The sequence below is a fragment of the Sphingomonas sp. MM-1 genome, from assembly GCF_000347675.2.
GTDB classification, from domain to species: Bacteria; Pseudomonadota; Alphaproteobacteria; order Sphingomonadales; family Sphingomonadaceae; genus Sphingomonas_E; species Sphingomonas_E fennica.
This window is the reverse complement of the sequence record NC_020561.1, coordinates 654,237-673,802: the sequence shown is the minus strand read 5'-3', so window position 1 is coordinate 673,802 and position 19,566 is coordinate 654,237. Positions and strand designations below refer to the sequence as shown.

General features: G+C 67.1%; 27 protein-coding genes and 1 tRNA gene. 10 read left to right on the top strand and 18 right to left on the bottom strand.

What is annotated here, in order from left to right; all coding sequences use genetic code 11:
• Positions 1-117: 117 nt before the first annotated feature.
• Together G432_RS03240 and G432_RS03235 are read left to right on the top strand one after the other, a co-directional pair.
• Positions 118-1,572, top strand: a complete 1,455-nt coding sequence (locus tag G432_RS03240; RefSeq protein ID WP_015457384.1) for an NAD(P)(+) transhydrogenase (Re/Si-specific) subunit beta — start codon at positions 118-120, stop codon at positions 1,570-1,572.
• A 76-nt stretch (positions 1,573-1,648) separates the two neighbouring features.
• Positions 1,649-2,587 carry a winged helix DNA-binding protein gene (locus G432_RS03235; protein WP_144061979.1) on the top strand — a complete coding sequence of 313 codons (939 nt, stop codon included), beginning with the start codon at positions 1,649-1,651 and terminating at the stop codon, positions 2,585-2,587.
• Here G432_RS03235 and G432_RS23110 read toward each other — a convergent pair.
• Positions 2,545-2,739: a hypothetical protein gene (locus G432_RS23110; RefSeq protein ID WP_041864772.1), complete on the bottom strand. Its 195-nt coding sequence runs from the start codon at positions 2,737-2,739 to the stop codon at positions 2,545-2,547. The two genes, G432_RS03235 and G432_RS23110, sit on opposite strands and share 43 nt — an antisense overlap.
• 173 nt (positions 2,740-2,912) lie before the next feature.
• Here G432_RS23110 and G432_RS03225 point away from each other — a divergent pair.
• Positions 2,913-2,987 (top strand) — tRNA-Val (locus tag G432_RS03225).
• A 169-nt stretch (positions 2,988-3,156) separates the two neighbouring features.
• Here G432_RS03225 and G432_RS03220 read toward each other — a convergent pair.
• From G432_RS03220 to G432_RS03175, 10 genes are all read right to left on the bottom strand, one after another.
• On the bottom strand, positions 3,157-3,534 hold the full coding sequence (locus G432_RS03220) for a SecDF P1 head subdomain-containing protein (RefSeq protein WP_015457382.1): 378 nt from the start codon (positions 3,532-3,534) through the stop codon (positions 3,157-3,159).
• Positions 3,531-3,953: a SufE family protein gene (locus tag G432_RS03215; protein WP_015457381.1), complete on the bottom strand. Its 423-nt coding sequence runs from the start codon at positions 3,951-3,953 to the stop codon at positions 3,531-3,533. Before G432_RS03215 ends, G432_RS03220 begins: the two co-directional genes overlap by 4 nt.
• A 51-nt stretch (positions 3,954-4,004) precedes the next feature.
• The gene (locus tag G432_RS03210) at positions 4,005-4,247 is read right to left on the bottom strand and encodes a hypothetical protein (protein WP_015457380.1); all 243 of its coding nucleotides are present in this window, start codon (positions 4,245-4,247) and stop codon (positions 4,005-4,007) included.
• Positions 4,248-4,263: 16 nt separating this feature from the next.
• The gene (locus tag G432_RS03205) at positions 4,264-4,521 is read right to left on the bottom strand and encodes a hypothetical protein (RefSeq protein ID WP_015457379.1); all 258 of its coding nucleotides are present in this window, start codon (positions 4,519-4,521) and stop codon (positions 4,264-4,266) included.
• A gap of 27 nt (positions 4,522-4,548) precedes the next feature.
• Positions 4,549-4,875, bottom strand: coding sequence for a hypothetical protein (locus G432_RS03200; RefSeq protein ID WP_015457378.1), 327 nt, complete (start codon positions 4,873-4,875; stop codon positions 4,549-4,551).
• Positions 4,876-4,961: 86 nt separating this feature from the next.
• Positions 4,962-5,255 (bottom strand): hypothetical protein, encoded by a 294-nt coding sequence (locus tag G432_RS03195; protein ID WP_015457377.1) that lies wholly within the window; start codon positions 5,253-5,255, stop codon positions 4,962-4,964.
• A gap of 40 nt (positions 5,256-5,295) precedes the next feature.
• Positions 5,296-5,676: an envelope stress response membrane protein PspC gene (gene pspC / locus G432_RS03190; RefSeq protein ID WP_015457376.1), complete on the bottom strand. Its 381-nt coding sequence runs from the start codon at positions 5,674-5,676 to the stop codon at positions 5,296-5,298.
• Positions 5,677-5,702: 26 nt separating this feature from the next.
• Complete coding sequence (pspB, locus tag G432_RS03185; RefSeq protein WP_015457375.1) at positions 5,703-6,014, bottom strand: envelope stress response membrane protein PspB; 312 nt, start codon at positions 6,012-6,014, stop codon at positions 5,703-5,705.
• 4 nt (positions 6,015-6,018) lie between these two features.
• The gene (gene pspA, locus G432_RS03180; protein ID WP_041865107.1) at positions 6,019-6,690 is read right to left on the bottom strand and encodes a phage shock protein PspA; all 672 of its coding nucleotides are present in this window, start codon (positions 6,688-6,690) and stop codon (positions 6,019-6,021) included.
• 78 nt (positions 6,691-6,768) lie between these two features.
• On the bottom strand, positions 6,769-6,966 hold the full coding sequence (locus G432_RS03175) for a hypothetical protein (protein WP_015457373.1): 198 nt from the start codon (positions 6,964-6,966) through the stop codon (positions 6,769-6,771).
• Positions 6,967-7,179: 213 nt separating this feature from the next.
• Between G432_RS03175 and pspF the strand changes: the two genes are divergently transcribed.
• The 4 genes from pspF to G432_RS03155 all read left to right on the top strand — a co-directional run bounded on the left by pspF (position 7,180) and on the right by G432_RS03155 (position 10,338).
• A complete protein-coding gene (gene pspF / locus G432_RS03170; RefSeq protein ID WP_015457372.1) occupies positions 7,180-8,241 on the top strand; it encodes a phage shock protein operon transcriptional activator in 1,062 nt (353 codons plus the stop codon).
• Between the two features lie 45 nt (positions 8,242-8,286).
• Positions 8,287-9,021 carry a glycosyltransferase family 25 protein gene (locus G432_RS03165; protein ID WP_015457371.1) on the top strand — a complete coding sequence of 245 codons (735 nt, stop codon included), beginning with the start codon at positions 8,287-8,289 and terminating at the stop codon, positions 9,019-9,021.
• Positions 9,022-9,162: 141 nt separating this feature from the next.
• Complete coding sequence (locus tag G432_RS03160) at positions 9,163-9,789, top strand: superoxide dismutase (RefSeq protein WP_015457370.1); 627 nt, start codon at positions 9,163-9,165, stop codon at positions 9,787-9,789.
• Between the two features lie 243 nt (positions 9,790-10,032).
• Positions 10,033-10,338 carry a hypothetical protein gene (locus G432_RS03155; RefSeq protein WP_015457369.1) on the top strand — a complete coding sequence of 102 codons (306 nt, stop codon included), beginning with the start codon at positions 10,033-10,035 and terminating at the stop codon, positions 10,336-10,338.
• A 104-nt stretch (positions 10,339-10,442) separates the two neighbouring features.
• Here G432_RS03155 and G432_RS03150 read toward each other — a convergent pair whose 3' ends face one another.
• Positions 10,443-11,684, bottom strand: a complete 1,242-nt coding sequence (locus G432_RS03150; RefSeq protein WP_236626842.1) for an MFS transporter — start codon at positions 11,682-11,684, stop codon at positions 10,443-10,445.
• Between the two features lie 96 nt (positions 11,685-11,780).
• Between G432_RS03150 and G432_RS03145 the strand changes: the two genes are divergently transcribed.
• On the top strand, positions 11,781-12,545 hold the full coding sequence (locus tag G432_RS03145; protein WP_015457367.1) for an AraC family transcriptional regulator: 765 nt from the start codon (positions 11,781-11,783) through the stop codon (positions 12,543-12,545).
• A gap of 51 nt (positions 12,546-12,596) precedes the next feature.
• Here the strand turns inward: G432_RS03145 and ispZ are convergent, their stop codons facing one another.
• From ispZ to dapF, 4 genes are read right to left on the bottom strand one after another with little or no spacing between them, the layout of a single operon-like run.
• Positions 12,597-13,235 carry a septation protein IspZ gene (ispZ, locus tag G432_RS03140; protein ID WP_015457366.1) on the bottom strand — a complete coding sequence of 213 codons (639 nt, stop codon included), beginning with the start codon at positions 13,233-13,235 and terminating at the stop codon, positions 12,597-12,599.
• Positions 13,232-14,158 carry a signal recognition particle-docking protein FtsY gene (gene ftsY / locus G432_RS03135; protein WP_015457365.1) on the bottom strand — a complete coding sequence of 309 codons (927 nt, stop codon included), beginning with the start codon at positions 14,156-14,158 and terminating at the stop codon, positions 13,232-13,234. The genes ispZ and ftsY overlap by 4 nt, the downstream gene beginning before the upstream one ends.
• Positions 14,155-15,399 (bottom strand): tRNA (N(6)-L-threonylcarbamoyladenosine(37)-C(2))-methylthiotransferase MtaB, encoded by a 1,245-nt coding sequence (gene mtaB, locus G432_RS03130; RefSeq protein ID WP_015457364.1) that lies wholly within the window; start codon positions 15,397-15,399, stop codon positions 14,155-14,157. The genes ftsY and mtaB overlap by 4 nt, the downstream gene beginning before the upstream one ends.
• On the bottom strand, positions 15,396-16,190 hold the full coding sequence (gene dapF, locus G432_RS03125; protein ID WP_015457363.1) for a diaminopimelate epimerase: 795 nt from the start codon (positions 16,188-16,190) through the stop codon (positions 15,396-15,398). Before dapF ends, mtaB begins: the two co-directional genes overlap by 4 nt.
• Between dapF and G432_RS03120 the strand changes: the two genes are divergently transcribed.
• Positions 16,189-16,779, top strand: coding sequence for a DUF924 family protein (locus G432_RS03120; RefSeq protein WP_015457362.1), 591 nt, complete (start codon positions 16,189-16,191; stop codon positions 16,777-16,779). The two genes, dapF and G432_RS03120, sit on opposite strands and share 2 nt — an antisense overlap.
• Before the next feature lie 157 nt (positions 16,780-16,936).
• On the opposite strand, the gene G432_RS03115 is transcribed toward G432_RS03120, so the two are convergent.
• Together G432_RS03115 and G432_RS03110 are read right to left on the bottom strand one after the other, a co-directional pair.
• Positions 16,937-17,794 (bottom strand): alpha/beta fold hydrolase, encoded by an 858-nt coding sequence (locus G432_RS03115; protein WP_041865103.1) that lies wholly within the window; start codon positions 17,792-17,794, stop codon positions 16,937-16,939.
• A gap of 172 nt (positions 17,795-17,966) precedes the next feature.
• On the bottom strand, positions 17,967-18,428 hold the full coding sequence (locus tag G432_RS03110) for a YbaY family lipoprotein (protein ID WP_015457360.1): 462 nt from the start codon (positions 18,426-18,428) through the stop codon (positions 17,967-17,969).
• Between the two features lie 123 nt (positions 18,429-18,551).
• Here G432_RS03110 and G432_RS03105 point away from each other — a divergent pair, with 123 nt between their 5' ends.
• On the top strand, positions 18,552-19,550 hold the full coding sequence (locus tag G432_RS03105; protein ID WP_015457359.1) for a retroviral-like aspartic protease family protein: 999 nt from the start codon (positions 18,552-18,554) through the stop codon (positions 19,548-19,550).
• Positions 19,551-19,566: the final 16 nt, after the last annotated feature.

Sequence of the window (19,566 nt, the reverse complement as noted above, 5' to 3'; positions counted from 1 at the left end):
GGACATCATCGTCGCCCCGCTGAGGCGGGGATCGGGATGCCTGCGGGCATCACATCCGTCGGCGAACGGGCAATCCATGCCCGGACGCGCGGGAATGACGGGTCGGGGGACTAGAGGATGACTTACGAAACCGCCGCCACCAGCGTGGCGCACGCCGCGGCCGAACATATCGCCGTGCCCGGCTGGGCCGCGCTCGCCTATCTCGTTTCGGGCGTGCTCTTCATCCTGGCGCTGCGCGGGCTTTCCAGCCCGACCAGCTCGCGCCGGGGCAATCGTTTCGGCATGATCGGCATGCTGATCGCCATCGCGACCACGCTGATCCTGCACGGCACCGGCCTGGTCGAGATCGCCATCGCCATCGCCATCGGCGGCGGGATCGGCTTCGTCGTCGCCCGGCGGATCGCGATGACGGCGATGCCGCAGCTCGTCGCCGCCTTCCACTCGCTCGTCGGCCTGGCCGCCGTGCTGGTGGCCGCGGCCGCCTATCTGAACCCGGCCGCCTTCGGCATCGTCGATGCGGCGACCGGCGAGATCCTGCGCGTCAGCCGGATCGAGATGGGGCTGGGCATCGCCATCGGCGCCATCACCTTCTCCGGATCGGTGATCGCCTTCCTCAAGCTCAACGGCAATATGAGCGGCAAGCCGATCATGCTGCCGGGACGCCATGTCATCAACCTCGGCACGCTGGCGGCGATCCTCGGGCTGGTGGCCTATTTCCTCACCGATCAGAGCCCGTGGGTGTTCTGGACGGTAACGGGGCTGTCCTTCGTGATCGGCTTCCTGCTCATCATCCCGATCGGCGGCGCGGACATGCCGGTCGTCGTCTCGATGCTGAACAGCTATTCGGGCTGGGCGGCCGCCGCTATGGGCTTCACCCTCCACAATACGGCGATGATCGTCACCGGCGCGCTGGTCGGCAGCTCGGGCGCGATCCTGAGCTACATCATGTGCAAGGCGATGAACCGCAGCTTCATCTCCGTGATCGCGGGTGGCTTCGGCGCAGAAGCCGCATCCTCGGGCGGGGGCGAGAAGGTCGATCGGCCGTGGAAGCGCGGATCGGCCGAAGACGCCGCCTTCCTGATGAAGCAGGCCGAGCAGGTCATCATCGTGCCCGGCTACGGCATGGCCGTCGCCCAGGCGCAGCATGCGCTGCGCGAAATGGCGGATCAGCTGAAGGCCGAGGGCGTGAAGGTGAAATATGCCATCCACCCCGTCGCCGGCCGCATGCCCGGCCATATGAACGTGCTGCTGGCCGAAGCGAACGTGCCCTATGACGAGGTGTTCGAGCTGGAGGACATCAACAGCGAGTTCGCGCAGACCGACGTGGCCTTCGTGATCGGCGCCAACGACGTCACCAATCCGGCGGCCAAGACGGACAAGTCCTCGCCCATCTACGGCATGCCCGTGCTGGACGTGGAGAAGGCCAAGACCGTGCTGTTCGTGAAGCGGTCGATGGGCGGTGTCGGCTATGCCGGCGTCGACAACGACGTCTTCTACATGGACAACACCATGATGCTGCTGGCCGATGCCAAGAAGATGGTCGAGGATATCGTGAAGGCGATGGCCCACTGATTTCGGATGGCGGGGCCGGCTTCTCCGAAGCGGCCTCGCTGTTGAATTATCGGGCCTGATGCGGAAGGTTCCGGCCATGGGGGATGATCCGAATCAGGATTGGCCGGTGTCGGCCGATGGCGGCCCGGCCTCGGTCCTCGTCTGCGGGGCCGATGCGCTGGCCCGGGCGGAGATCGCCGAGGTGGCCCGCGCGATCGGCCTGCCGGCGGAAGCCGTGGGGCTGGATGCGGACGGCATTGCCCGGTTCGGCCGGGCGGGGCCGGGCGATATCCTGGTCGCCGAGCTGGGCGGCTGTCCGGCCGGGCTGTTCGACGACGCCTTGAGCGCGCTGCGCCGGCGGGCGGATCGCGGGCTTCCCGTGATCGTGGCGGCGCCGCTCGACCGGATCGATGCCGTGATGGGGGAATTCGGGGGCGGGGATGTCCCGATCCTCTGCCAGCCGACGCCCGGCGATATTGCCGCGGCGCTGGTGGGCGCGCGCGGGCGCCCGTTCCCGGCCGTTGCCGAAGGGAAGGCGGACGAACTTTATCCGCAGCTCCAGAATCTTGCCGAGCAGATGGCGCAGGTCGCCCGTGCGCTGGCGCAACTTTCGCAGGGAGGCCAGCCGGGCGCGGACGGAGTCTCGGCCCATGCCCTGGCTTTCCGGGCAGCGCCCCGGACGGAGCCCGATGTCGATGCCGCTTATGTCCGCGCCATCATTCGCGGCCGGCGGCTGCGCGACAATTATTTCCCGGCGGAGCTGTTCGCCGATCCGGCGTGGGACATGCTGCTCGATCTGATGGCGGCCCGGCTGGAAGGCGGCGATGTCGCCGTTTCCAGCCTGTGCATCGCCGCCGCCGTTCCGCCGACGACGGCGCTGCGCTGGATCAAGACGCTGACCGATTCGGGCCTGTTCGTGCGGATCGCCGATCCCCATGACGGGCGCCGCGTGTTCATTACGCTTTCGGATGCGGCGGCGGCGGGGATGCTCAATTATCTTGCGGCGGCGCGGCGGATTGCGAGCCCCGTGGCATAGAAGCTGTGATCGGCGTTCATGATCTTGAGCTGTTCGCCGAACACTTCGGCGAGCTTGGAATGGGCGAGGCGCAGTTCGGGGCATTCCGCCTCGCGCGCCCGCGCGATTTCCTCCCGATAGCGACGCCGCACATATTCCCTTTCGTACCGCATTCCGACCTTATCCCGAGGTGAGGCCGCACCCCGGTGGCGGGGAACGACCAAAGCAGATCGCCCCCACGGCTGGCGCGCCTATTGCACTGCAGGATGGCCTTGCGAATTACGTAATGTCCCTTATGGGAGGGGCCGTGGCAGGCATGCTTCGGCATGGTTCCCGGTATATCGGCGGGCGGTTAGCTCAGCGGTAGAGCGCCTCGTTTACACCGAGGATGTCGGGGGTTCGAAACCCTCACCGCCCACCATATCAACGCCATGGGAATCATGGACTTTTAGTCGCTTCGTTTAATCACTTTTACCGGCTCATTGCCAGCCTTGGTCCGCAGATGGTCCGCAAGCCATTTGGCGGCCTCGGTTTCAACCTCACGGAAAATCTTGGTCAGTGCAGGATTTGCGGGCGGGGCCGATCCCGGTTCAGTCCTCGAACTCCTCCGGCACCGGGTCCTTGCCCGATATCCGCTTCGCCAGCGCCTCGGCCTCCGGCAGGGTGAAGCTGCCGGTCAGGGTCAGCGTGCCGGTGGTGATCGGCTCGTCGACGGTCGGGCTCGCGATGGTCCTGCCGTCCAGCGTCACCGCCAGCGGCTTGCCGATATTGGCGGCGCTCAGCTTCTCCAGCCTTGGCGCGGCCTTGGGATCGAAGGTCAGCAGGATGCTGGTCGATCCGTCGATCTCCGGCATCGCGCGGGCATCGAGGATTTCCGCCTGCTGGAAGGGCGCGCCGCCGATCGCGAAGCCCGTGGCGTTGGCGGCGGCCAGCAGCAGGCTGCCCAGCAGGATCGCCAGCCTCTTCATCCTTCCGCTCCATAGCGTTCGGCCGTCGCGCGGATGAGGGCGATCATATTGGGTATCCCCTGGGTGCGGTTGGAACTGAGCTGGTTCTTGAGATCGAAGGGCGCCAGCGCATCGGCGATGTCGGTGGCGACGATTTCGGCCGGAGTCCTGTCCTGCACCGTCAGCAGCACCAGCGCGATGATGCCCTTGGTGATCGCCGCGTTGGAATCGGCCAGAAAGTGGAGCCGGCCATCGTCGCGGCGGGTGGGATAGACCCATACCGAGGCCGAACAGCCCCGCACCAGCGTCGCATCGGTCTTGAGGGGATCGGGCATCGGCTCCAGCGCGCGGCCCAGATCGATCAGCAGGCGATAGCGGTCGTCGGCGTCGAGGAATTCATATTCCTCCAGCGTTTCGGCAAGCGTGGTCGGCGCGGTCATGGCGCGCCGCTACCACAAGCGGGCGGCTGCCGGAAGCGGATGCGGCCGGCATCACAGATCGACGCCGGCGGCGATCGCTTCCAGCTTGCGGACACGTTCCTTCAGATCGGCAAGCTCGATCCGCGAGGCGGGCGAGGGGGCGGAGGCGTGGGCCTGTTCCTCGCGGCGATTGTCGATTTCCAGCCGCCGCAGGTCGAGCCAGCCGCGCCAGCCCTTGAGCGCCGCCTGGGTGAGGATGAGGAGGCCGGCAAGGCCGGTGAAGGCGATGGCGAGCCAGAAGGTGGGTTCGGTCATGACCGTCATTCCCTGGTCAGTCGCGGTGGCGCAGGGCCTCGATCTCGCGATCGAGGGTGACGCCCCGGTTGTTTTCGGTTGCGATGCGCTCGAGCACGGCGACGCGTTCCTTCAGCGCCTTCAGCTCGTCGCGCAGGCGATCCGCATCGGGATCGCGGATCGGCAGCTCGTTGCCGTGGCGATCCCGCCGGATGCCGTATTTGGCGCGCATGATGCCGGCGATCGATACGATCAGCACGATCGCCACCACCATCGAGAAAGGATTGTCGAACATTGGATGAAGCCTCCCTCGGCTCGAAAGTCAGTTGGCGGGGCCGCGCAGCCCCTCGATCTCGCGATCGAGGCGGTAGCTGGCGTCGGTGACGATGCGTTCGACGGTGGCGAGCCGGTCCTTCACCGATCCCAGCTCGGCGCGCAGCTGCGCATTCTCGCTGGAAAGCAGCCGCAGCCGTTCCACCATCTCCTCGTCCTTCTTGGGATAGACCGCCTGGCCCCAGGCGCCGTCGAGCGGATAGCCGTTCTTGATGCGGAGCCAGGTGGTCAGCACCCATCCGCCGACACCGAAGGCCACGGCGAACATCGCCAACGGCGCCATGTGCTGGATGAATACGATATGTTCGGGGTCCATTTCAGCTTTCCCTCATTCTCCGCGCGACGGGGCATCGATCTTTCGACGAACCGCGCATTATGTTCGATCAATGGACGGACCGGCGGTCAGCGCAGGCTGTCTATCTCGTCGCCCAGCCGGACGGCCTTGTCCGTGACGATGCGTTCCAGCACCGCGATCCGCTCCTCCAGCCGGCTGATCTGGCCCTTCAACTGGCCGTTCTCGCTGGCGAGAAGCTCGATCTTGCGATCGGTGCCGGGGCCGTCCGTCTTGTGGACGATGCCGCCGAACTCCCCTTCCACCGGATAGCCGTGCCTTGCCCGGATCCAGGTGCCGATCAGCCAGCCCGCGTAGCAGAGCGCGATGATGGCGATGACGGAGACGGGTGATCCCCAGGTCATGATGCTCTCCCTTGCTGCCGGGCCTCAGCCCCGGCGAACCTCAGCGCAGGCTTTCGATCTCGTCGGCCAGGCGGCGGTTCTGGCTGGTGATGTGGATCTCCACATCGGCCAGGCGGCGGTCGATGTCGCGGAAGCGGCTGCGCACGTCGCGCACCGAGGTGGAAGGCTTGGCGCGCACGCCCTGCCAGAATTTCGCTTCCTCGGGATCGTCATAGAATTCGCGCGGCTTGTCGCTGGCGACCCAGCCGATCACGAGGTAGACGAGCGGCGCGATCGGCCCCATCGCGAAGATGGTGAGCAACACCATGCCGATGCGGACCAGCGTGGCATCGATCCCAGTATAGTCGGCGATGCCGGAGCATACGCCCATCAGCTTGCCGTTGCGCTTGTCGAGATAGAATTTGGTGCGGCGAGCGGACATTGTTCTTCCCTCCTTGAGGCTGCCTGTCAGCGATGTTCGCCGCGGCGCCAGTTTTCGATGCGCTCGGGCTCGTCGGCCCGGCGATATTCGGGGTTCTCGCTCCGGTCGGAAATCTGGCCGGGGCGGAAATCCGGGTTGTCGGCCGCGATGATCCGTTCGATCGAGCGAAGCCGGTCATCCAGCCTGCGGGCGGTGTCGTGCAGCTCGTCGAGGAGGTTCTCATCCTCGACCGTGAGGCTGCTGGAGCGCTTCCACTGGGTCACATAGTGGAAGATCAGCCAGGGCAGCCCGATGAAGAGCATGCCGACGATGATGATGGGGAGAAATACATCTTCCATCGCATCAGCCCTCCTGCTTGCCGGCGGCCCTTGCCTTCAGCGCGGCGAGTTCCGCCTCCACCTTCTCGGACGAGCGCAGCTCGGCGATTTCTTCCTCCAGGCTCTTCACCGCGCCCATGCCGGCGGCATCCGCGCGGCCTTCGGCCCAGTCGACCCGGCGTTCGAGCATGTCGAAGCGGCTGAACGCCTCGTCGATCTTCGGGCCGGCATAGATTTCGCGCATCCGCAGGCGGTTGTTGGCGCTTTCCATGCGGGCGACGATCGAATTCTGGCGGGCGCGCGCCTCGCGCAGCTTGGCCTGCAGCTTGGCGATGTCGGCTTCCGAGGCCTTCAGGCTCTCGTCCAGGACGCCGATCTCCGCGGCAAGCTGCTCGGCGAGGTCGGCGGCCTTCTGCTTTTCGACCAGTGCGGCCTTGGCCAGGTCCTCGCGGCCCTTGGAAAGGGCGAGCTCGGCCTTTTCCACCCAGCCGGACTGGACATTCTCCAGCTTGGCGATCTGGCGGCGCATCTCCTTCTGGTCGGCGATGCTGCGGGCGGCCGAGGCGCGGACCTCGACCAGCGTCTCCTCCATCTCGAGGATGATCATGCGGATCATCTTCGCCGGGTCTTCCGCCTTGTCGAGCAGGTCGGTGACGTTGGCGGCGATGATGTCCCTGGTGCGGGAGAAGATTCCCATCTTGCGATACTCCTTCACGAAACCCGTTTGTTGCGGCCGGGGCGGTTTAAGGGAAGCCGCCCCGGCCGGTCACGCCGCTCAGGCCTTGGGCAGGGCGGCGATATCGAAATACTGGGCCGAGGGGGGCTGGCAGTCCGCCTCGACCGCGATCACCATGCGGCCATCGGCCGCGCGGGCCGGGCCGACCGCGCCGACGATGCAGGCGGCGGAAAGGACGAGCGCACCGATCGACGAAACCGCGATGCGCTGGAAGTCGATGGCGTCGAAGCGGAACATGATAACCTCCCTTGGTTCAGCATGTGGTGCGATGCACCGTAGACGCTTCGATCATAGCAGGGGGCGTGCCAACTCGCAGGATCGGCGGAAATCAGCCATTTTTGATGGATTGGCGGTGATATTCGCCAGGATAGATATTGCCAATGGTTGGCAAAATGCGCCAAAGATGGGCGGCGGATGGCGATGGGCGTCAGGCCGGCTACGGATGGCAGCATGGAACGCGACAATCAGTTCATCGGCCAGTCGGGCGCCTTCCTCGATTCGGTGGAGCGCGCCAGCCGCGCGGCGGGCCTCAACCGCCCGGTTCTGGTGATCGGCGAGCGCGGCACCGGCAAGGAACTGGTCGCCGAGCGTCTCCACCGCCTGAGCCCGCGATGGAGCGGCCCGCTGGTCACGCTCAACTGCGCGGCGCTGCCCGAAACCCTGATCGAGGCCGAGCTGTTCGGCCACGAGGCCGGCGCCTTCACCGGCGCGACCAAGGCGCGTCAGGGGCGGTTCGAGGAAGCGGACGGCGGAACCCTGTTTCTGGACGAGCTGGCGACGCTTTCGGCCGGCGCGCAGGAACGGCTGCTGCGCGCGGTCGAATATGGCGAGGTGACGCGCATCGGCTCCAGCCGGCCGATCCGGGTCGATGTCCGCATCGTCGCCGCCACCAACGAGCATCTTCCCGATCTCGTCGCCGCCGGCCGCTTCCGCGCCGACCTGCTCGACCGCCTGAGCTTCGAGGTGGTGACGCTGCCGCCGCTGCGCGTGCGCGAGGGCGATGTCGTGGTGCTGGCGGATCATTTCGGCCGGCGCATGGCGGCGGAGCTCGATTGGCCGCACTGGCCGGGCTTCGGCGAGGCGGCGATGGAGGTGCTGCAGACCCACGACTGGCCGGGCAACATCCGCGAGCTGCGCAACGTCGTCGAGCGCGCCGTCTATCGCTGGGACGATCCCGAACGGCCGGTGGATGCCATCCAGTTCGATCCGTTCGATTCCCCCTGGCGCCCCAAGGGCGAGGGCGCGCGCCGCCAGGGCGAGGCGGTGGCAGCCGCGCCCGCCACGGCCGGGCAGGGGGCTCCCGCCGCTCCGCCGGCGACGCCTGCCGCCTTGTCGCTGGAATGCGATGATTTCCGCGCGGCCTGCGATGCGCATGAAAAGGCGCTGCTCGAGGCCGCCTTGCGCCGCTGCCGCTACAACCAGCGGGCGACGGCCGCCGCACTCAAGCTCAGCTACGACCAGCTTCGCCACGCGCTGCGCCGCCACAACATGCTCGACAAGGCGTCCGCTTGATGGGATTCAGGGGCTGATTTCAGCGGATATCGGGGGCGGGCGGCTATGGCGATCGGTGAGCGTCTGGTGCGGGAAATCGGCCCGATCCGCGTGATCAACCTGCCCCGCCGCACCGATCGCCGGGCGGAGGTCCAGGCCGAGCTGGCCGGCCTGGGGCTGGCGCTGGGGCCGGCCACGGCCAACGTTCCCGCCGCGATCTTCCCCGCCGTCCGCCCGGATGACGCCGCGGGCTTCCCCACCATCGGCACGCGCGGCTGTTTCCTCAGCCATCTGGGCGTCCTACGCCAGGCGCTGGCCGAGGATGCGGAATCCGTGCTGATCCTGGAGGATGACGTGACCTTCCCGCGCGATGCGGTGGCGCGGCTGCCGGCGGTGCTCGATGCGCTGGCGGCGGCGGACTGGACGATCTTCTACGGCGGCTATCGCATGCCCGCCGCGCCGGATGCCGCCGCTACCGGCATCGCCGCCATCCCGCCCGCAACGGCCGTGGTGACGGCGCATTGCATCGCCTTCCGCCGCCCGGCGATCAAGCTGCTGGTCCCCTATCTGGAAGCGATGCTGGCCCGCCCGCCCGGCAGCCCGGAAGGCGGGCCGATGCATGTGGACGGCGCCTATAGCTGGTTCCGCGCCGCCCATCCCCAGTTCAGGACGATCGCGACCGTGCCGGAGATCGCGCATCAGCGCGCCTCGCGCACCGACATTCACGATCTGAAGCTCTACGATCGGCTGCCGATCGTCCGCGATGTCGTGCAGGGGCTGCGCCGGTTGCGGCGAGGGTGAGCCGGGCCGGGGGAAAGCCGTGCCGCGCCGGGCGGATACCCCCATATTCTCCGATGGTTTCGAGAAGCAAAAATTGGTCCCAATCGGCTTCCCGTTGGTTTAGGTCGCCAGCATCAACGCCCGAGAAAGAGGATTCGCGTCATGGCATTCATCCTTCCCCCGCTGCCGTACGACAAGGGCGCGCTCGCCCCGCACATGTCGGCCGAGACGTTCGATTATCACCATGGCAAGCATCACCAGGCCTATGTCGACAAGGTCAACGGCTGGATCGATGAGAAGGGGCTGGCCGGCCTGTCGCTGATCGACGTGACGAAGAAGGCCAAGGATACCGGCGACAAGGGCCTGTTCAACAACGCCGCGCAGGTGTGGAACCACAGCTTCTTCTGGCAGGGCCTGGCGCCCGCCGGATCGACCAAGCCGTCCGCCAAGCTGCAGGGCCTGATCGACGCGGGCTTCGGATCGACCGACGCGCTGATCGAAAAGCTCGCGGCCGAGGCCGTCGGCCACTTCGCCAGCGGCTGGGCGTGGCTGCTGCTGCAGGGCGACAAGCTGGTCGTCACCTCCTACCACGATGCCGATACGCCGATCGTCCACGATGCCGGCGCGCCGTTGCTCACCCTCGATGTGTGGGAGCACGCCTATTACATCGATTATCGCAACGCCCGGCCGAAGTTCGCCGATACGGTGTTGAAGAACATCGTGAACTGGGATTTCGTCTCCCAGAATCTCGACGGGCAGGGCGCCTCGCGCGCCGATCAGCAGCAATAAGAAATCGTCCGGGAATGGGCTTTCGCCCATCCGGCGGCGCCGGCTCGCTCCCCCGCCTGGCCACCCATAGATACTGCCGTTGGGTGGCCGGGTGGGGAGCCGGCCGGTGCCGAACCAAAATGCGCTCTTCCGCGCATTTTCAAATGATCTCAGAATTTCTGCCTGAACCCATTATAAGCAGGCGATAAATCGCGCGTTCACTCTCCCCGGCCCAGCTTTCGTCCGGGCAAGAGGAGAGTGAACATGCGTATATGGGTGATGATGCTGGCGGCCGCGATCCCGGCCGCCGTGGCGATGGCTCCGGCCTCCGCCGAAGCGCGCGGCTGGAACGATCGCCGCGAGGCGCGTGCCGATTACCGGCGCGACGTGCGCGAGGCCGAACGGGATTACCGCCGCGATCTCCGCCGGGCGGACAGCCGCCGCGACGTGATCGAGGCCCGGCGCGACTACCGCCGCAACCTGGCCGAAGCCCGCCACGATTATTATCGAGACCTTAACCGCGATCGCTATCGCGGCGGCCATGGCTATCGATCCGGCTATCGTCGGTAGGACGCTGAAAAGGGCCGGCAGTTGTGGCTGCCGGCCCTCATGTGCCGCCACGCTAGCTTGAGCGGTCCGTCAATTCGCACAGGCCTGCTGCGGGCGCCTCCTATTCAGAGGCTCGGCCGATGCTTGTGGGAGCGCGGCAGCAGGATCGTCGCGAGGCCCAGAAGCGGCAGATAGGCGCAGAACTTATACACCCAGACGATGCCGTGGATGTCCGCGAGCTGGCCAAGCCCTGCCGCCCCGATCCCGCTGATCCCGAACATCAGGCCGAACATCAGCCCCGATACCAGCCCGACGCGGCCCGGGACGAGTTCCTGAGCATATACGACGAGCGCGGCGAACGCCGACGACATGATCAGGCCGATCGAGATGGCGAAGAGCGTCGTCCAGAAAAGATTGGCGTGCGGCAGGACCATCGCGAAGGGCGCCACGCCAAGGAAGGATGCCCAGATGACGGCTTTCCGGCCGATGCGATCGCCGACCGGCCCGCCGGCGAAGGTCCCGACCGCGACAGCGGCGAGGAAGCAGAACAGATAGAATTGGGATTCGCGCGCCGTCAGGCCGAACCGTTCGATGAGGTAGAAGGTGAAGTAGTTGGTGAAGGCGCCGATGTAGATGAATTTCGCGAACATCAGGATGCCGATCGCGGCGAGCGCGCGGACGATTTCGGCGCGGCTGTGCGGTGAGGCATGGGATGGGGCGGGCGCGCCGGTCTGCGCGGCGCTGTGCCGCACCCTCCACCGCGTGACGCCGAAGAGCACCCAGATCGCCGCGATGGCGACGAAGGCGAGCCAGCCGACCGCGGTCTGCCCGAACGGCAGGATGATCGCCGACGCGACGATGGGGCCGAGGGCCGAGCCCGTGTTCCCGCCGACCTGGAAGGCCGACTGGGCCGTTCCGAAGCGGCCACCCGACGCCATCCGGGCGACGCGCGATGCCTCCGGGTGGAAGGTCGCCGATCCGATGCCGATGACGGCGGAGGCGAGGATCAGGGCCGGATAGCTGTCGGCCATCGCCAGCCCGCCGACGCCGACCAGCGTGACGATCATGCCGAGCGGCAGCAGATAGGGCAGCGGGCGCTTGTCGGTATAGAGGCCGACCCACGGCTGGAGCAGCGAGGCCGTGACCTGATAAACAAGCGCGATCCACCCGATCTGGCCGAAGCTCAGCCGATATTTGTCCTTGAGCAGCGGATATATGGCCGGAAGCACCGCCTGGATCAGGTCGTTCAGGAGATGGGCGAACGCAACGGCGCCGACGATCTGCACCACGAGCTTCGGCCCATCCTGACGCGGCATGGCGGGAGGGGGGATGTTGGGGGATGCGGTCAGGCTGGCGGTATCGGTCACGATCAGGTCTTTCGCTTTTCGGGAGGCGCCTCTCTAGCAACGGCATTTCTTTCCCGCTTGGTTGCATGAGCCAATCTTTTTTGCGAGTGGGACATCATGCACTTTCGTCCCGACGAGAATGATCAGGTGGATCGCCCCGTCATCGCGATCGGCCACGACTATCCGGATTCGTTCGAGCTGGCCGAGCATCGCCACCGCCGCAGCCAGTTTCTCTATGCGGCGACCGGCGTGATGGCGGTCAGCACGCCTTCGGGGGCATGGGTGGCGCCGCCCGAGCGCGCGGTCTGGATTCCCGGCGGCACGCCGCATTCGGTCCGCATGGTGGGCGCGGTGCAGACCCGCAGCGTTCTCGTCGAGCGCGGGGAGTGCGCCGCGCGGGGAACCGAATGTCAGGTCGTCGGCGTATCGCCGCTGCTCCGCCAGCTGCTGGGTGCCGCCGCCCATGTGCCGCCTGAATATGACGTCGCCGGCCGCGATGGGCTGGTCATGCGTCTCCTCATGGCGGAAATCGATCGTGCGCCGCTGATCCCGCTGGCGGTTCCCTTTCCGTCGCATCCCGCGCTCGCAAGGCGATGCCATGCCTTCCTCGAGCGGCCGAATGCCGCCGCGACGATCGACGAATGGGCGGATGCCATGGGGATCAACCGCCGCAGCTTCACGCGGCTCTTCCGGCGCGAGACGGGGATGAGCTTCGCCGAATGGCGCCAGCAGGCCTGCCTGTCGGCCGCGCTTCCGAAACTGGCGGCGGGAGAGCCGGTGACGTCGATCGCCTATGATCTCGGCTATGACGGCCCCGGCAATTTTTCGACAATGTTCAAGCGCATGCTCGGAGTTCCGCCGAGCCGCTACCGCCTGTCCTGATATATTCGACGCCGAGGCGCGGCATCCGGAGGGAGGCGCCGCGCCGATAAATCATCCCTGCGGGGGCACGGGCGGCGCCTCGGTCTCCACCGACAGGCCGTTCTTCATCAGCATGGGCAGCTGGGCGATACCGAACAGGATCGAGACCACCGTCACGCCCCAGGTCTTGATCGTCAGCCACTGATCGAAATCGAACTGCCAGCGCAGCAGCTCGTTCGCCACCGCCATCGCCAGGAAGAACCAGGCCCAGTTGCGCGAAAGCTTGCGCCAGCCCACGTCGCTCAGGCCGTCATAGGCGGCTTCCAGCACATATTTCAGCATCGGCTTGCCCATCAGCAGCCCGCCGAACAGCAGGCCCGCCAGCAGCAGATAGATGATCGTCGGCTTAATCTGGATGAACTTGGGATCGTGGAGGTAGATGGTGAGCCCGCCGAAGCCGACCACCAGGATCGCCGTAAGCCACAGCATCGGCGAGACATGGCCGAGCTTGATCTTGGAGATGAGCAGCGACGCCACGATCGCGACCATGAACACGGCGGTGCCGATGAACACGCCATAGACCTTGTAGGCGAGGAAGAAGATCAGCAGTGGGCCGAAATCCAGCAGCAGGCCGAGGCCGCCGGCATTCTTCCTTTTTCCCGCCTTGTCGTTTGACGTCTTGTCGTTCGGCGTTGCCGTCACGTCGGTCATTCCTTCACACCGGCAATCGCCCGCGCGACTTCGATCGCATCGAACGGCCTCAGGTCATCCATCCCCTCGCCCACGCCGATGGCATGGACGGGAAGCCCGTATTTCTCCGCCGCCGCCACCAGCACGCCGCCGCGCGCGGTGCCGTCCAGCTTGGTCATCACGAGGCCGGTCACGCCGGCCGTGTCGCGGAACACCTCGATCTGGTTCAGCGCATTCTGCCCCGTGGTGGCATCCAGCACGAGCACAACGTCGTGCGGCGCCTCCGGGTTCAGCCGGCCCAGCACCCGCCTGATCTTGGAAAGCTCGTCCATCAGGCCGGCCTTGTTCTGCAGGCGGCCCGCCGTATCGACGATCAGCACGTCGATGCCCGTCGCCGTGCCCTGCTTCACCCCTTCATAGACCAGGCTGGCCGCATCGCCGCCCTCCTTGCCGGAAATGATCGGCACGCCCACGCGATCGGCCCAGACCTGCAATTGCCCGATGGCGGCGGCGCGGAAGGTATCGCCCGCCACCAGCATCACCGAATAATCCTGTTCCTTCAGATAATGGGCGAGCTTGGCGATCGTCGTGGTCTTGCCCGATCCGTTGACGCCGATCACCAGGATCACCTGCGGGCGGGGGAAGGCCTCGATCTCCAGCGGCCTGGCCACGGGCGCCAGGATCTTCGCCACCTCCTGCGCGACGATCTCGCGCACCTCCTCCTCGGTCAGGCCCTTGTCGTAGCGGGCATCGCCCAGCCGTTCGCGCACGCGGGCAGCGGTCGCGGGGCCGAGGTCGGATGCGATCAGCGCTTCCTCGATCTCGTCCAGCGTCGCCTTGTCGAGCTGCGCCTTGGTGAACAGGCCGGTCAGGTTTTCGCCCAACCGGTCGGATGTGCGGCGGAAGCCGCCCAATATCTTCTGGTGCCAGGGTGTGTCGGTCATGCGGGTTCCGCGATCAGCGTGTCATGCTCGCGCGCGAGGGCGCGGACGGGAAGGATGGCGCCGGGCTCGGCCGGGTTGGCGAGCTTCATGCGCGCGAAATTCTCGGCATGGCCGGTCCGGCCGTCGCGCTCCACCAGCAGGCGCTGCCGCGTGCCGACCAGGCCTTGCAGCCACCCCGCGCGCCGCCGGTCGGCCGCCTCGCGCAGCCGGGCCGCCCGCGTGCGGATCGTGGCGCGATCGATCTGCGGCATGCGCGCGGCGGGCGTCCCCTCGCGCGGGGAGAAAGGGAAGATGTGGCCGAACACCACGTCGCAATCGTCGATCAGCGCCAGCGTGTTGGCGGCCATCGCCTCGTCCTCGGTGGGGAAGCCGGCGATCAGGTCCGCGCCGATCGCGATTTCCGGCCGCTTCGCCTTCAGCCGCTCGATGATGGCGATCGCCTGCGCGCGGCTGTGGCGGCGCTTCATCCGTTTCAGGATCATGTCGTCGCCGGCCTGGAGCGAAAGGTGGAGGTGCGGCATGATCCGCGCCTCTCCGGTCAGCAGATCGAACAGCCGGTCGTCGATCTCCACCGAATCGAGCGAGGAGAGCCGCAGCCGCTCCAGCGCGGGCACATGGACGAGGATGCGCTCCACCAGCATGCCCAGGGTCGGTGCGCCGGGCAGGTCGGGGCCATAGCTGGTGAGGTCGACGCCGGTCAGCACCACCTCGCGATGGCCGGCGTCCGCCAGTGCCTTGATCCGGTCGATCACCAGCCCGGCGGGCAGGGATCGGCTGTTTCCCCGGCCATAGGGGATGATGCAGAAGGTGCAGCGATGGTCGCAGCCATTCTGCACCTCGACGAAGGCGCGGGCGTGCTCGGCGAAGGCGGCGGCCATGTGCGGGGCGGTCTGCCGCACGGCGAAGATGTCGGAGACGATCGTGTCGCCGCCGGCGGCCGATGGCGCGAAACTCGCGGGGTTCAGCTTGTCCGCATTGCCGACCACGCGGGCGACTTCCGGCATGGCGGCGAAGCTCGCAGGATCGATCTGGGCGGCGCAGCCGGTGACGATGATCCGCGCCTCGGGCCGGGCACGGCTGGCGCGGCGGATGGCCTTGCGGGTCTCGCGCACCGCCTCCGCCGTCACCGCGCAGCTGTTGACGATCACCACATCCTCGCCGTCGCCGGCCAGCGCGCGCATCGCCTCGCTCTCGGCGATGTTCAGCCGGCAGCCGAGGGTGATGAGCTCCGGTCCGCTCAAAGGCTGGCCTCGCCGGTGAAGACGTGGGTGGCCGGCCCGCTCATCAGCAGATGGCCGTCCCCGCTTTCGGCCAGCCGCAGGCTGCCGCCCGGCAGGTCGAGCCGTGCGGACGGGGCTAGCAGATCGAGCAGCCGCCCGGCCGCGAAGGTGGCGCAGGCCCCGGTGCCGCAGGCGCGCGTCAGCCCGGCGCCGCGTTCCCATGTCCGCATCACGAGATGATCGGGCGCGAGGACGTGGGCGATGTTGACGTTGATCCGTTCGGGAAAGACGAGATCATATTCGATGTCCGGCCCCAGCGTCTCCAGCGGCACGGCATGCACGTCCGGCACGAAGAACACGACATGCGGGTTGCCGACATTGACGGCGACGGGATTGGCCAGTTCCCCCCAGGCCAGTGGCAGGGCGCGGGTGTCCATGGCATAAGCGAGCGGGATCGCGTTCCAGTCGAAGCTGGGCTTGCCCATGTCCACGGTCGCGCCATCGCCTTCCAGCGCGGCGTGAAGGATGCCGGCGGCGGTGCGGATCGAAACGTCGCGGCCCACCAGCACGGGCACGCAGCGGGTGGCGTTGCCGCAGGCGGCCACTTCCGACCCGTCGGCGTTCCAGATGCGCATCGAGACATCGGTATCGCTGCCGGGGCCGATCAGGATGATCTGATCGCAGCCGATGCCGGTATGGCGATCGGCGATGGCGCGGGCGCGATCCGCATCGATGGCGACGGGATCGGTGCGCGCATCGACGACGACAAAATCATTGCCGAGGCCATGCATCTTGTGGAAGCGAAGGGACATGGCGCGCGATCTAGGGCCGCAGGCGGCGGAAGTCCATAAAGAGGCGATCTGGGAGCAGGCGGATGCCGTGCTCGCCTTCTGGCTGGCGGATACGCCGCCGGACAAGCGTTTCGCCAGGGATGACGCCCTGGATGCAGAGATTGCCGGCCGGTTCGGCGTGCTGATCGATGCGGTGGCGGCCTGCCATGGCGCAGGCTGGCGCGGCCATCCGCGCACGCTGCTGGCGGCGGTGATCCTGCTGGACCAGTTTTCGCGCAACATAAGGCGGGGGAGGGCGGATGCCTTCGCCAACGATCCGCTGGCCCGCGCGCTGACCGGCGAGGCGATCGCCAAGGGCTGGGACAAGGCGATGTCGGACGACGAGCGCCATTTCCTCTACATGCCGCTGATGCATTGCGAGCGGCTGGACGATCAGCTGCGCGGCCTGCCGCTGTTCGACCGGCTGGGCGATAATACCGCCGATTTCGCCCGCCGCCATTGCGCGCAGATCGCCCGCTTCGGCCGTTTTCCCGGCCGCAACGCCGCGCTGGGGCGGGCATCGACACCGGAGGAGGTGGAACTGCTTCGCCAGCCGGGGGCGGGGTTCTGAAGCGGGTTCCGCAGGGTTTGCGAAGCTAACGGATTTCGGATGGCGTGCCGGGCTGCGCCGATCGATGTCGAGCCCACCGCTCCGTGCCCACCCCGGCCCCTCCCCTGGCGGGGAGGGGAGGGTGGCCGCGCCTTCGCGCGTGGGCCTTCGTGCGTGGTCAGTCCCGCGTCAGGAAGGCCATCACGACATTTTCGAATTCGGCCTTGCGCTCGATCATCGCCCAGTGGCCGCAATTCGGGAAGACGTGGAGTTCGGCGTTGGGGATCAGGCGCATCGGCACAAGGGCGCCGTCCAGCGGGTTCACCCGGTCGTCGCGGCCCCAGGCGATCAGCGTCGGCGCCTTGATCTTCGGCAGATAGGCGAAGCCCTGCGCCGCATCCGGGCCGCGGTTGAAGGCCGCGATCGCCTCCAGCGCCTGGCGGGTATACATCTTCTTGCTGGTTTCCATCGTCACCGGATCGGTGGCCGATTTCCAGCGCATCTCCATCAGTTCCTCGGTCAGGATCGACTTGTCGAACACCATCGATTCCAGCCACTGCACCAGCCGTTCGCGCGAGGGCTGCTCCACGAAGTCCACGAGCCGGGTCAGCCCTTCCGCGGGGAAGGTGCTGAGGATCCATACGCCGATGCCGCCGATGGTGACGAAGCGCCGCACGCGATCGGGATAGGCGGCGGCGAACTGCCCGCCGACGATCCCGCCATAGCTGTTGCCGAGGATATGGGCTTTCTCGATTCCCATGCCGTCGAGGAAGCGGCGCACCGCATCCACCGCCGCCGGCACCGGCAGGCCATCCACCGGCGCGCTCTTGCCGTAGCCCGGCAGGTCGAGGATGATGGTGCGGAAACGTTCGGCGAAGAAGGGCAGGTTGCGGCCGAAATTGGCCCAGCCGGTCACGCCCGGCCCCGAACCGTGGAGCAGCAGCAGCACCTCGCCCGAACCCGCTTCATGATAATGGAGCGCGCCGCCCGCATCGTCCAATATCCGGCTGGTTTCGTCAAAGCTCATTGCCGACATGCGCATCCTCCGATCATTGTTGGGGCGCATCTCGCACAAGAATGGGCTTATCGGCAAGCGTTCGCGTTGGGTTTTGCCTTGGGGTTGGCGGCGCGGCGGGGGCGCTCGCATCGGTGTTCGGGGAGGGAGATGACGACGCTTTCCGGGCGCGAGCTGCGGCCATGTTCCGCCGTCAGCCGCCGACCTGCACCAGCGGCAGATCCGCGCGCCCGCCCTCGGCCGGTAGCGGGATAAAGGTGTCGGTGATCCACAGCAGCTTGCCGGCGCCGTCCTCGATCCGGCCGTGCACGGCGATGCGATGGCCCGGCAGGATGCGGGCGGGATCATATTGCACCTCATAGGGCAGCGGCACCTGCCGGCCTTCGGTGGGCAGCCGCGCCTCCGCGATCAGCGTGGACGGAGCATCGGCGAGGGAGACGTCCTCGATGCGGACGACCAGCACGGCATCGGGCGGCAGGGCTATGCGCTGGCGATAGACGGCGATCCCTTCCAGCAGCACCAGCCTGCTCGGCTCCACCCTGGCGCCCGCGTGGCCGGGCGCGGTGTTGAACGGAACCGTCATCTGGCACGCCCCGGCGGCGAGCGGCAACGCCGCCGCCAGCAGGAGGGACCGGACAGGCAGGGCGGATTTCATCCCTCTCTCCTCGAAAACGCGCCAAGTTACGGCGATCATGCCCGTTTTGCGGATGGCCGTCACGCTTCTGTTGCGCATGCCCGCGTGTTATAATCGACTATTACACCATCGGAGGCCGTGGGGATGCTTCTCGATACCATATTCGCGGGCGTGATCGCCTCGGTCGCGGCCGGTTCGGCGGTGCAGCCGCCCGTGGCGTCGGTGCCGTCCGTCGTCAGCTCGGCGCCTGCCCTGGATTCGCAGGAGGTGCAGACGCTGGTGACGGCGCTCGATACCGCAGAGCGGATGACGGTGGGCGTCTATATCAACGGCAGTGGGCCCTATCATTTCGCGGTCGATACCGGTTCCGATCGCACCGTGGTGGCGCGCAGCCTGTCCGACCGGCTCGATCTGCCCAAGGGCGCCGGCGCCCTGATGCACAGCATGGGCGGCGAGAACCGGATCGGCACGGCGAAGATATCCACCCTCCAGGTCGGTGAGCTGGAAGTGAAGGGGGTGACGGCGCCGGTGCTGGCCGATCAGCATCTCGGCGTGTCGGGCCTGCTGGGCGTCGACGGCCTCGTCAACCAGCGGGTGGAGATGGATTTCATCGCCGGCAACATGAAGATCTACCCCTCGCGCGTGGTGCGGGAGGAGCCGGCCGATCCCGATACGATCGTCGTCAAGGCGCGGCGCAAATATGGCCAGCTGATCCTGGTCGATGCCGATATCGACGGGGAGAAGGTGAGCGTCATCCTCGATTCCGGCGCGCAGGTTTCGATCGGCAATAATGCGCTGCGCCGGAAGCTGGCGAGCAAGGGCAAGCAGGGTTCGGTGCAGGTCGTGACTTTGGTGGATGTCGCCGGCCGTTCGCTGCAAGCGGAGATGGGCCAGCTGCCCAAGATGCGGATCGGCGGCCTGCGCGTGGAGAATCTCTCGATCGCCTGGACGGAGGCCCATCCCTTCAAGATGTTCGGCCTGTCCAACAAGCCGGCGATGCTGCTGGGGATGGACCTGCTTCGTTCGTTCGAGCGGGTGTCGGTGGATTTCGGCAACAAGCGCGTGCGTTTCCTGCCGCGCGAAATGGGCAGGCGGGGCCTTGCCAGCCGCGAAACGGCGGGCGCCGCCGCACCGGCGCTTTAGCGGGGCGGCCGCGCGA

What these genes read in the sequence shown, in the direction of transcription:
- G432_RS03240 (WP_015457384.1), top strand. Translation starts at nt 118, where the DNA reads ATGACTTACGAAACCGCCGCCACCAGCGTGGCGCACGCCGCGGCCGAA.
- G432_RS03235 (WP_144061979.1), top strand. Translation starts at nt 1,649, where the DNA reads ATGGGGGATGATCCGAATCAGGATTGGCCGGTGTCGGCCGATGGCGGC.
- G432_RS23110 (WP_041864772.1), bottom strand. Translation starts at nt 2,739, where the DNA reads ATGCGGTACGAAAGGGAATATGTGCGGCGTCGCTATCGGGAGGAAATC.
- G432_RS03220 (WP_015457382.1), bottom strand. Translation starts at nt 3,534, where the DNA reads ATGAAGAGGCTGGCGATCCTGCTGGGCAGCCTGCTGCTGGCCGCCGCC.
- G432_RS03215 (WP_015457381.1), bottom strand. Translation starts at nt 3,953, where the DNA reads ATGACCGCGCCGACCACGCTTGCCGAAACGCTGGAGGAATATGAATTC.
- G432_RS03210 (WP_015457380.1), bottom strand. Translation starts at nt 4,247, where the DNA reads ATGACCGAACCCACCTTCTGGCTCGCCATCGCCTTCACCGGCCTTGCC.
- G432_RS03205 (WP_015457379.1), bottom strand. Translation starts at nt 4,521, where the DNA reads ATGTTCGACAATCCTTTCTCGATGGTGGTGGCGATCGTGCTGATCGTA.
- G432_RS03200 (WP_015457378.1), bottom strand. Translation starts at nt 4,875, where the DNA reads ATGGACCCCGAACATATCGTATTCATCCAGCACATGGCGCCGTTGGCG.
- G432_RS03195 (WP_015457377.1), bottom strand. Translation starts at nt 5,255, where the DNA reads ATGACCTGGGGATCACCCGTCTCCGTCATCGCCATCATCGCGCTCTGC.
- pspC (WP_015457376.1), bottom strand. Translation starts at nt 5,676, where the DNA reads ATGTCCGCTCGCCGCACCAAATTCTATCTCGACAAGCGCAACGGCAAG.
- pspB (WP_015457375.1), bottom strand. Translation starts at nt 6,014, where the DNA reads ATGGAAGATGTATTTCTCCCCATCATCATCGTCGGCATGCTCTTCATC.
- pspA (WP_041865107.1), bottom strand. Translation starts at nt 6,690, where the DNA reads ATGGGAATCTTCTCCCGCACCAGGGACATCATCGCCGCCAACGTCACC.
- G432_RS03175 (WP_015457373.1), bottom strand. Translation starts at nt 6,966, where the DNA reads ATGTTCCGCTTCGACGCCATCGACTTCCAGCGCATCGCGGTTTCGTCG.
- pspF (WP_015457372.1), top strand. Translation starts at nt 7,180, where the DNA reads ATGGAACGCGACAATCAGTTCATCGGCCAGTCGGGCGCCTTCCTCGAT.
- G432_RS03165 (WP_015457371.1), top strand. Translation starts at nt 8,287, where the DNA reads ATGGCGATCGGTGAGCGTCTGGTGCGGGAAATCGGCCCGATCCGCGTG.
- G432_RS03160 (WP_015457370.1), top strand. Translation starts at nt 9,163, where the DNA reads ATGGCATTCATCCTTCCCCCGCTGCCGTACGACAAGGGCGCGCTCGCC.
- G432_RS03155 (WP_015457369.1), top strand. Translation starts at nt 10,033, where the DNA reads ATGCGTATATGGGTGATGATGCTGGCGGCCGCGATCCCGGCCGCCGTG.
- G432_RS03145 (WP_015457367.1), top strand. Translation starts at nt 11,781, where the DNA reads ATGCACTTTCGTCCCGACGAGAATGATCAGGTGGATCGCCCCGTCATC.
- ispZ (WP_015457366.1), bottom strand. Translation starts at nt 13,235, where the DNA reads ATGACCGACGTGACGGCAACGCCGAACGACAAGACGTCAAACGACAAG.
- ftsY (WP_015457365.1), bottom strand. Translation starts at nt 14,158, where the DNA reads ATGACCGACACACCCTGGCACCAGAAGATATTGGGCGGCTTCCGCCGC.
- G432_RS03120 (WP_015457362.1), top strand. Translation starts at nt 16,189, where the DNA reads ATGGCGCGCGATCTAGGGCCGCAGGCGGCGGAAGTCCATAAAGAGGCG.
- dapF (WP_015457363.1), bottom strand. Translation starts at nt 16,190, where the DNA reads ATGTCCCTTCGCTTCCACAAGATGCATGGCCTCGGCAATGATTTTGTC.
- G432_RS03115 (WP_041865103.1), bottom strand. Translation starts at nt 17,794, where the DNA reads ATGTCGGCAATGAGCTTTGACGAAACCAGCCGGATATTGGACGATGCG.
- G432_RS03110 (WP_015457360.1), bottom strand. Translation starts at nt 18,428, where the DNA reads ATGAAATCCGCCCTGCCTGTCCGGTCCCTCCTGCTGGCGGCGGCGTTG.
- G432_RS03105 (WP_015457359.1), top strand. Translation starts at nt 18,552, where the DNA reads ATGCTTCTCGATACCATATTCGCGGGCGTGATCGCCTCGGTCGCGGCC.